We start from the raw sequence: 9,550 nt of genomic DNA on the forward strand, positions 1-9,550 counted from the left end.
CACCTGGCCCAGCTCGACCTGGCCGCATAAGCACCGCCCACGCGGCCGTTTCACGGATTTCCCAACGGAGTCCTTCAGGGAGGGGAGCCTTCAACAGCCGTACCAAAGACGCCTGGTATGCCACGTCGAAGAACACCGACAGAGCCCCGACGGCGAAGGCGACCACGAACAGCGCCGGCAAGCCGAGCACACCGAGGAGACCGGCCACGGCGGCGGCGCCCAGTACCAGGGCCCGACCGGCGTCCGTCAGCACCATCAGCGTGCGGGTCCGCCACCTGTCCACCCACGCACCGGCGAAGAGCGACAGCAGCAGGATCGGCGCCTGCCCCACCGCGCGCAGGGCGCCCAACTGGCCCGCACCGGCGTTGAGCGTCAGGACGGCGAACAGCGGCAGAACCACCAGACTTGCGTGTTCGCCCAGTTGGGAGGCCGTCTGACCCACCCAGAGCCGGCGGAAGTCGCCGTCCTGCCACAGGCTTGGCGGAACAGGCCCACCGGAATCGGATACAGCAGAGGCAGCGGACGGCACAGGGACCCCTCGGATGACCGAAGACGAGACCCGCGAATCGGCGCACGACAGGTGCTCCGACCATTTCAGGCAGCGGGAAGGAAAGACTCGCTGTGCCGCGCATCAAGGGCAGCACGCGATGACGGGCCGCTCACGGCCGCAAACGTCAACGCGTGCTCGGACGACCGACCATGTCTTCGCTCCTCCTGAACCACTCGCCGCGCGAACACTAACTCCCGCTCGGCGGAGCACGAAAGGTAAATTCCGGCTCAGCTCATCGCTCGGGCCCCGGAGACCGCACGGGGCGCTCGGCGAGGGCGGCTGTGCGCCTTTGGCAGGGTGGGAGGGGACGTACTGAGTAGGAGAACTCATGTGCGTCAGGACCGGGGGCTGGCAGGCTCCGCGGCATGACAAGTGGCAGAGGGGCGCTGACGGCCCTGCATCTCTTCTTGGTCTGGGCGACGATGGCGGCCGCGCTGCCTGCGCTCGGCTTCGAATTGGTGGTGACGGCCTGGGGCGGCGGTACCGGAGCGGTGGTGCCGGTCCTGGCGTTGGGCGTGCCGCTGATGGTGGGCCTGCTGGCCTTGGCGGGCATACCGGCGAAGACCGTGGTGCCGCTGTGCGGCTCGGTGCGCGGCCGGCTCGGTTGGGCGGCCCTGGTCTTCGTCCTCGGCACGCTCGGCGTCCTGGCGGGCCTGGGCGCCTACGGCGGGAACGTCGACCTGGGGAGCGCCGGCACGCGGGTCGCGCTGACGGGGGTGCCGTACGCCGTCGCCGCGGCGCTCTTCGTGCCGGGCCGGTGGGTACGGCTGGGGGCGGTGGCCGTGCTGGCGGCCGGTGTGGGCTACGGGGGCTTCATCGGCCCGGCGCAGGCACAGCAGCACCGGCACGCGGCGGAGATCGCGCGCTACCGGGAGCATCCGGAACTGCTGTATCTGGGCGCTGCGCCGCCCGGAATGCGGGTGTCCCGTGCCGTGATCGGACCCGCCTACTTCAGCGTCGAATACCACCCGGTCCGGGAGGGATACGAGTCGGGGTACGTGGGCCTCGTGGTGCGTCCGCCGCTCACACAGACACCACGATGCCCAGCACCCGTGGAGAAGGATGCGACCTGCACAGTGGACGTGCACGGCGAGATGCGCATGCTCCGCCTCCTCCCCGGTGGCGTCCGCGACATCACTCTCACCCGCCACCACCACGACGCGGAGGTTGAGGTCTCGAGCCAGTCCCTCGACGAACCCGGACTGCGCCACCTCCTGAACACGCTGCATCCGCTGTCGAACACGGAGTTGGAAACGCTGATGCGGGAAAAGGCGATCGTCCAGGGCTACTGAGCCATGCCCGCCTCGGGCAAGGCAGCGAATCCCTGCCCGGCCCTCACCCTGGGGTGACGGTGGCTGTTGGCATCCACGGTTCCACCGGCCTCCCACCGGCTGACCGCTCGACGTCCAGCGCGAGGTGCTGGACCAGATCCCCGAATTCCTACGGCCACGAGCGGCGACGAAGCGTGGAACGTGGCCCCGGAAGTGCCGGCCGTCGACGTGCTCAACCGATACCGGCGGGAGGCGGAACTCGCCGACCCCGTCATCACCGACACGCCTGCTGACGCCGCCCTGGCCTGGTGGCCCCGCGACCTGTTCGGCGAACCGCACCTGCACACCCTGCGCGACGTCCCGCTGCGCGTCATCACCGAGGCCACCGCTGGCTGGTCCTGACCTGGCACTGCGGTCCGGCTCCGACTTGCGTCATGGCCGGCCGAGAACGGGTATGGCCACCGCGTGATCATCGGGGGCCCTGTGGACTCCCTCAAATCGCGCGGCGACCGCAAGCCATGGCGTAGAGCCTGCCCGCTGGGCCAGCGATGTCTGACAGGTCCTGTCCGGATCGCGAGGCGGTTCGGGCGGGTTGAGCAGGAGGCTCCACGGCATGGCCGGTTATGCGTCCATCCGGCACAGCGCGTACAGCACGGCCATGGTGTGCCTCGTGGTCCGGCAGGGCGTCTCCGCGGCCAGCGCACGGCCGGCGGCCAGCAGCAGGTCGGCCGCGTCGCGCACCGTGCAGCACGCCTGGAACTCGCCTGCGATGCCGAGTTGTTTCGCCAGGTGACGGACCTCTTCCTCGTGCGCGACGAGCTGACTGCGAAGGGCTCCGATGTCGAGAGGCCGCATACTCTCTGTATCCATCCGACCACAGTAGCGATCCGCCTGCGCCGATTGCGCCCCTTTCTGGATATATCTGGGAAGCTTTTTGGTCGCCGAAGACATTTGACGCAGGTTCAGTTGGTCCATGTACGCATGTACGTAAACATGACGACCACCGCAGTCACCCGGTGACGCACAGACGCCCGCGACGTGCCCCGGCCGCAGGCGCACCACGGCTCTTGTAACCACGGGGCCGACGTCAACGGAATGCCTCAGCGACTCCCGGTGAGGCGTGCCGTGACCTCGGTCGTGCCCGACGGGACGCTGAGGAGCGTGCCGAGCTCTGTGGAGAGGGCGGAGGACGGCGACCCGGCGTCGAGCTTCGCTTCCGCGCCGATCATCAGGACCCGCCACGCCCCCGGCGCGCCCTCTGCCTCGACGCTGACCACGTCGCCCTGCCGGCGAGTACGGAACACGGCGCCCGCGGAGCCGTCCGAGGCCGGGACCTCCGTGACCGTCGTCACGCCGTCGACCGGCGTGTGGACGCGCAGCGTCACACCGTCCGCCCAGTCGTAAACGGCCGAGTGGTCGCGGGCGCCGAATGCGATCACCGAGCCGGGGCGGGCGAGCAGCGGCAGGCTGTCGAAGCCGTAGCGCTCCCGTCGCCACCCGGGGCCCTGGATCGTCTCGCCCGACAGCACGTGGGTCCAGGTGCCGGCCGGCACGTAGTACTCGACGTCGCCGTCGGCCGAGAAGACGGGCGCGACGAGCAGGTCGTCGCCCAGCATGTACTGCCGGTCCAGGGTGTGGCAGGCCGGGTCGTCGGGGAACTCCAGCACCATGGCGCGCATCATCGGAGTTCCGTGCTCGACGGCCTGCCGGGCCGTGCGGAACAGGTACGGCATCAGCCGGTGCTTCAGGCGCGTGAAGTCACGCGTCACCGCCACCGCCTCGTCGTCGTAGTCCCACGGCACCCGGTACGACTTGCTGCCGTGCAGCCGGCTGTGCGACGACAGCAGCCCGAACTGCACCCACCGCTTGAAGACCTCAGGCGTCGGCGTGCCCTCGAAGCCTCCGATGTCGTGGCTCCAGAAGCCGAACCCGGACAGGCCCAGTGAGAGTCCGCCGCGCAGCGATTCGGCCATCGCACCGAAGTGGGACTCGCAGTCTCCGCCCCAGTGCACGGGGAACTGCTGGCCGCCGGCCGTCGCCGAGCGGGCGAAGAGCACTGCCTCCCCCGCTCCCCTGGCCTCGGTCAGCACGTCGAAGACCGTTTGGTTGTAGAGCTGGGTGTAGTAGTTGTGCATGCGTTCCGGGTCGGAGCCGTCGTGCCAGACCACGTCCGTCGGGATGCGCTCGCCGAAGTCGGTCTTGAAGCAGTCGACGCCCTGGGCGGCCAGCACCCGCAGCTTGCCCGCGTACCACTCCCGCGCCTGCGGGTTGGTGAAGTCGACCAGGGCCATGCCGGCCTGCCACAGATCCCACTGCCACACGTCGTCGTTGGCCCTGCGCACCAGATAGCCGTGGTGCTTGGCCTCCGCGAACAGCGGGGACTTCTGGGCGATGTAGGGGTTGATCCAGACGGAGATGCGCAGATCGTGCTCGTCCTTCAGGCGCCGCAGCATGCCGTCGGGGTCAGGGAAGACGTTCGGGTCCCAGACGAAGTCGCACCACTGGTACTCGCGCATCCAGAAGCAGTCGAAGTGGAAGACGCCCAGCGGGATGTCGCGTTCGGCCATGCCGCGCACGAACCGGTTGACCGTCTCCTCGTCGTAGGAGGTGGTGAACGACGTGGACAGCCACAGGCCGAACGACCAGGCGGGCGGCAGGGCGGGGCGGCCGGTCAGCGCCGTGTAGCGGGCGAGGATCTCCTTGGGCGTCGGGCCGTAGACGATGAAGTACTCCAGCGACTGGTCCTCGACGCTGAACTGCACCCGGCCGACGGCCTCGGAGCCGATCTCGTAGCTGACCTTGCCGGGGTGGTTGACGAAGACGCCGTAGCCGCGGTTGGTCAGGTGGAAGGGGACGTTCTTGTAGGCCTGCTCGCTGGCCGTGCCGCCGTCCGCCTGCCAGATGTCGACGCTCTGGCCGTTCTTCACGAACGGTGTGAAGCGGGCGCCGCCAGCGCCGCCACGCTGCTCCCGGCGCATCGCGGACCGCAGTCGCCCGACCGCCCAAGTCAAGCTCTCCCCGACCCTCGCAGCCCGCCGCACCACGGCGCCCCCGCCCGCGTAGTCCACTCACGCTCTTCGATGGTGGGCCGGCTCCCCCGCGCCGCGCGGCCGGCGCGTCGCAGCGGTTGCCGTAGGTGCGGGGGCGGCTCGCGGCTCAGGACGCCAGGGGTCCTGTGAGGGGCGCGTAGTCGAACCAGTCGAAGTGGACGGCTCCAGAGGTGGCGTACAGGCCGACCACCCGGCCGGTGAAGCCGCCGGCCACCTCGGTGGACAGGTAGCGGCCGTCGAGCGAGGCCAGTGGTGTGGCCGTGCCGTCTGTCGCCTCGACGCCGAAGACCAGGGAGTCGGGGCCGGTGCGCGCATCGTGCGGCTTCGGGGCCTCGCCGGTGCGCACCGTGAGGACTACCGGACCTGCGGGCAGGGGCAGTTCTGCGGCGACCGCTCGCAGCGATCCGATCCGGGCGATCACCCGGGCCGTGCCCTCGGGCGTCGCCTCGATGGCGTAGTGGTGGCGTTCGTCCAGGCGGACGGCGAGGCCTCCGCTGCCTTCGGCGATGTCCACCAGCGTCCGTGCACGGAAGGCGAGGTGCTGCTGGCGGCGGCCCAGGAAGACGACGTCGGGTTCGTCCAGCGATCCACCGCGGGCACGCAGGGTCAGCCAGCCCGGGCGCTCCTTGGTGGTGAAGTGCTCGTTCGGACGGTCGCGCAGCGAGATCCAGCAGGGACGCAGTTCGGTGGACTCGAAGTCGTCGCGCTCGGCCGGTACCGGGACGGGGGCCAGTGGCCAGGGCAGCTCGGGCAGTTCCGGGCTCACCTCGCCGACGACGGGCCAGCCGTCGGCCCAGGAGACCGGGGCGAGGAAGGTCTCCCGGCCCAGGATGTGCCAGCCGGGGGTGCCGCCCTGCGGGCGCACGCCCAGCAGCACCATCCACCAGGAGCCGTCCGCGGCCTGGACGAGATCCGCATGGCCGGTGTTCTGGATGGGTCGCGTGGTGCTGCGGTGGGTCAGAATCGGGTTGGACGGGCACGGTTCGAAGGGGCCGTTGGGAGAGGAGCCGCGGGCGATGGAGACGCCGTGACCACGTTCCGTACCTCCTTCGGCGATCATCAGATACCAGTACTCGCCGATGTGGTACAGGTGCGGGGCCTCCGGCGCGGCTGCACCCGGGGTGCCCGACCAGACCGGCTGCGGCTCGCCGAATGTCTCGCCGGTGTGGGGGTCGATGCGGATCTGCGCGACCCCGGCGAAGGTGCACCAGCAGTTGCCCTCCTCGTCCCACGCGAGGTCGGGGTCGATGCCGGGTACGCCGGGGAGGCGGATCGGGTCGGACCAGGGGCCGGCCGGGTCGGTTGCCGTGACCAGCAGGTTGCCCTCGCCGGGAGTGACGTTGGTGACGATCAGCCAGAAGCGGCCGTCGTGGTGGCGCAGGGTGGGGGCGTACAAGCCGCCCGAGGAACGGCTGTCAGCAGGCAGATGCAGCTGGCTCGGCCGGTCCAGGGCGTTGCCGATCTGCGTCCAGTGCACCAGATCCCGACTGTGGAACAGGGGGATGCCCGGGAAGTACTCGAAGCTGGAGCAGGCGAGGTAATAGTCCTCGCCGGCGCGGCAGATGCTGGGGTCCGGATGGAAGCCGGGGATCACCGGGTTGGAAGGGGGCGTCGGAGCGGGCTGGTCGGACACCTGGTCAGGCCCCCCATTCTGTGAGCAGCGGATCCGGCCGAGCATGAGCTCGGCCGGACTGTGTGTGTTCTGGCCCTCGGGGGCGGTGGTGCCTCGAACACCGGCGCCCGCGCCCTCGCCGGCAAACGGTCCCACATCATCGCGCTGGTGGTCCCCTTACCCATCGATGTCTACCTTTGATCTTGGCCAGTGCTCCGGCGTTTACGCCGGGGGTGAAGGCCAGCTCAGAACTGCTCTGATCCGCGCGCGAGCATGGGTCCGCAGTGTTCAGCTCAGGCCACGGGGCGCTTCTGGTTCTCGACGTACTGCTTCACAACGGTCAGGGGTGCCCCGCCGCAGCTTCCGGCGAAGTGGGAGATTCGGATTCCAGCGTCGCGACATGAACCAAGTGTAAGAATAGTGATCAATTTGACTGAACTCGGCCTGATGAAACGGCGGTTCGGGCACCGTGTCCGACTGGCACTCAGCCCTGGCGAGGTCCGGGCCAGTGACGACCAGGCGCACGCGGCCCGCACTATGTGGAACTGTTTGCACACCTGGTGGCCGCCGCCGACGCGGCGATGCGGTAAGCCCGTAAAAACCTCGACTTCCGCGCCTGGGTGAACTGCTGGGAAGGCCGGACGGACGAGCCGAATTTCAAGGCCGGTTCCGCACGGTGATGTCCGTGGACATCCCGCAGGGCCGTGACCTGAACATCGTCCGCGTCCACCGTCGCTGGGGCATGGTCAACCTGCCGAAGATCGGCCGCGTCCGCTGCCGCTGGACCAAGGACCTCCCCGGGGGCAGGCGAGCCAACACCGATAACCGGATCACCGGCGCCCAGCTGCCGGCTCGAGGGCGGGATTCCGGTCGACCTTCCCGGGCTCACGGTTTCGGTCGCGGAGATGCTGGACACGCTGCGACGGCTGGCGGGCGATGCCGTGGCCGACCTGGTGACGACCGCGCCCGACCGGGACGTCGAGGCCATCATGGGATCCTGGCCCGCCGTCTTCGACAACGCGCGCGCCGCCGCACTCGGGCTGCAGCCCGACCCGGACTTCGAATCGGTCGTCCGGGAATACCTCTCCGCCCACGGCGACGCCGTCGTGGTCGACGTCCCCCTCACCGCCGGGACGGCCCAGCCTGCGCCGATAGACCTTCACCAGGACCGCCGGATGAACGGGGCCCGCTCCGCGCCGGCCGTGCGTCAGCGCTCATGCGTGGACCGACGGACAAGCCGACCAGACGGCGTACTTCCGCATGCCTGGCACCCACCAAGACGCCAAAGTGGGACAGACCAGGCCTGTTGGAAGGGAGTATCCGCCCGTGGGTATACCGAGGTCGCTTCGCTTCACGAGGACTGGCACGGACACAGGGCGGCGCCGGCCGAGGCGCCCCCGATTGCGGACCACAGCGGTCACGGTCGCACTCGCCGCGGCGGTGGTGAGCTCTCCCGGCTGCCGCCCGTCGGATCGCACCGGGGCTCCCCGCGTGGCGGAGGACCGGCACCTGGCATCCGCTGTGATCACCGTGGACCACGCCTACCAAGTACCCCGTCCGCTGCCGACCGCGGAACCGGGCACGCTGATCGCGGCTACCGACCATGGTCCTGATGCGCAACTGGAGAGAGCGCGGCGCTGGACAGTGCTGTACCACTCCACCAACGCACGCGGCGCGAACGTTGCCGTCAGCGGCACCGTGCTGCTGCCGTCGGGACGCGCTCCCCAGGGAGGGTGGCCGGTGGTGTCCTGGGCGCATGGAACGACCGGCGTGGCCGACGCCTGCGCGCCCTCGCAGTCGGCGAACCTGGGCTCGGAGGCCTTCGCCCAGGAGCTGCGCGCGCTCCTGCGCGCCGGGTACGCGGTCGCTGCCTCGGACTACCCCGGACTGGGCACCCCGGGTCCGCACACCTATCTGGTCGGCGCGGACGAGGGCAACGCCGTGGCCGACATCGTCACCGCGGCTCGTCGGCTGATACCCAGCCTGGCGCCGGTGTGGTTCGCGGTGGGGCACTCACAAGGGGGGCAGGCCGCGCTGTTCGCCACCCACACCGCGCGCCGCACGGGCGCCCAGCGGCTCGGCGCGGCGGTGGCCGTCGCCCCGGCCAGTCACCTGGAGGCCATGCTCGCGGGGGTGAAGGCCTCTCATGTGCCCAGCGAGCTGTCCTTCGCCTTCTACTCGCTCGTCGGCCTGGCCGCCACCGAGCCCGGTGGCCCCGCGACGGATCTGCGTTCGCTGCTGGGGTCCTCGGCAGCCGCCACGGCCTCCCGGGTCATCGCCGACTGCGTGACGCACAGCCATCCCGTGCTCAAGGGGGTGAACACCGAGCGGATGCTGCCGCTGAAAGCGGATCAACTGCGGCGCATGAGTGAGCGGATGGGCGCCTACGGCGATCCCGACCGCTCCGCCATCACCGTCCCCACCCTGGTCATCCAGGGTGACGCCGACCAGGACGTGCCGCCTGCCTGGACCGACGAGGTCGTGGCCCGCCTGCGTCGCCTGGGCTCCCCCTCGCTGGTCTATCGCGTCTACCCCGGTGCGGGCCACGATCAGGTCCTGGGCCAGTCCGTCTGCGATCTGCTGGCCTTCCTCCACACCCACGGCGGGACCCGCCCCGGTGCCTGCACCCCACCGTCGAGCAGCCACGGGTGAACCGGTTGGGCAGGCAGCCGAGCCCCGTTTCGGCTGTTCACGACGACGTCATGGCTGGTCAGGGGCCTGCCGCGCCAGTTCGTCGAGATGTGTGCCGGTACGGCACCCGCCGTCCTGGTCCGCGGCGATCGGCATGGAGGGTGGTGCACGGGCAGTCCGGTACGCGCGGCAAGGTCGCGGATTGCGAGGGTCGTCTTCCGGCGAGGCCCGGGGTGCGCCGCCGTGTCCGGCTCGGCTGCCCGCTGGAAACAGCGGAGACATGTGTCAGAGTGGAGGCACCGAAACGGCGCGGTCAGCGCGCGGACGGGACAGGAGAGGGCAGCGTCTCTAATCAGCTAAGCGATCCCATGTGAACCGTGAGGTCCAGCGTGGGTTCTGCCCACTTTGGTGGGGAAGCATGAGCGTGCAGGTGGAA

The 9,550-nt window shown here is 70.0% G+C and carries 6 protein-coding genes and 3 pseudogenes; 5 read left to right on the top strand and 4 right to left on the bottom strand.

Annotation, left to right across the window (positions count from 1 at the left end; all coding sequences use genetic code 11):
* Positions 1–529 (bottom strand): annotated as a pseudogene (locus ACIBJF_RS49575) (hypothetical protein); the annotation flags it as partial.
* 386 nt (positions 530–915) lie between these two features.
* On the opposite strand from ACIBJF_RS49575, the gene ACIBJF_RS49580 reads away from it, so the two are divergent.
* Positions 916–1,842 carry a hypothetical protein gene (locus ACIBJF_RS49580; protein ID WP_399184476.1) on the top strand — a complete coding sequence of 309 codons (927 nt, stop codon included), beginning with the start codon at positions 916–918 and terminating at the stop codon, positions 1,840–1,842.
* A gap of 180 nt (positions 1,843–2,022) precedes the next feature.
* The gene (locus ACIBJF_RS49585; protein WP_399184477.1) at positions 2,023–2,223 is read left to right on the top strand and encodes a hypothetical protein; all 201 of its coding nucleotides are present in this window, start codon (positions 2,023–2,025) and stop codon (positions 2,221–2,223) included.
* 219 nt (positions 2,224–2,442) lie between these two features.
* On the opposite strand, the gene ACIBJF_RS49590 is transcribed toward ACIBJF_RS49585, so the two are convergent.
* From ACIBJF_RS49590 to ACIBJF_RS49600, 3 genes are all read right to left on the bottom strand, one after another.
* Entirely contained in the window at positions 2,443–2,691 is a 249-nt protein-coding gene (locus ACIBJF_RS49590; RefSeq protein WP_399184478.1) for a hypothetical protein, read from the bottom strand.
* Between the two features lie 230 nt (positions 2,692–2,921).
* The gene (yicI, locus tag ACIBJF_RS49595; protein ID WP_399184480.1) at positions 2,922–4,799 is read right to left on the bottom strand and encodes an alpha-xylosidase; all 1,878 of its coding nucleotides are present in this window, start codon (positions 4,797–4,799) and stop codon (positions 2,922–2,924) included.
* A gap of 178 nt (positions 4,800–4,977) precedes the next feature.
* Positions 4,978–6,549 carry a glycoside hydrolase family 43 protein gene (locus ACIBJF_RS49600; protein ID WP_399184481.1) on the bottom strand — a complete coding sequence of 524 codons (1,572 nt, stop codon included), beginning with the start codon at positions 6,547–6,549 and terminating at the stop codon, positions 4,978–4,980.
* 381 nt (positions 6,550–6,930) lie between these two features.
* Between ACIBJF_RS49600 and ACIBJF_RS49605 the strand changes: the two are divergent.
* The 3 genes and pseudogenes from ACIBJF_RS49605 to ACIBJF_RS49615 form a co-directional block, all read left to right on the top strand.
* Positions 6,931–7,330: pseudogene (locus ACIBJF_RS49605) on the top strand (RNA-guided endonuclease TnpB family protein); the annotation flags it as partial.
* Position 7,331: 1 nt separating this feature from the next.
* A pseudogene (locus tag ACIBJF_RS49610) lies at positions 7,332–7,616 on the top strand (NAD-dependent epimerase); the annotation flags it as partial.
* A 268-nt stretch (positions 7,617–7,884) separates the two neighbouring features.
* Positions 7,885–9,135 carry an alpha/beta hydrolase family protein gene (locus ACIBJF_RS49615; protein ID WP_399184479.1) on the top strand — a complete coding sequence of 417 codons (1,251 nt, stop codon included), beginning with the start codon at positions 7,885–7,887 and terminating at the stop codon, positions 9,133–9,135.
* Positions 9,136–9,550: the final 415 nt, after the last annotated feature.

This window comes from Streptomyces sp. NPDC050743 (assembly GCF_044456925.1).
GTDB lineage: Bacteria > Actinomycetota > Actinomycetes > Streptomycetales > Streptomycetaceae > Streptomyces.

Bases quoted from the DNA above. Each gene is read 5' to 3' on its own strand.
- ACIBJF_RS49580 (WP_399184476.1), top strand. From the start codon at position 916: ATGACAAGTGGCAGAGGGGCGCTGACGGCCCTGCATCTCTTCTTGGTC.
- ACIBJF_RS49590 (WP_399184478.1), bottom strand. From the start codon at position 2,691: ATGGATACAGAGAGTATGCGGCCTCTCGACATCGGAGCCCTTCGCAGT.
- yicI (WP_399184480.1), bottom strand. From the start codon at position 4,799: ATGCGCCGGGAGCAGCGTGGCGGCGCTGGCGGCGCCCGCTTCACACCG.
- ACIBJF_RS49600 (WP_399184481.1), bottom strand. From the start codon at position 6,549: ATGCTCGGCCGGATCCGCTGCTCACAGAATGGGGGGCCTGACCAGGTG.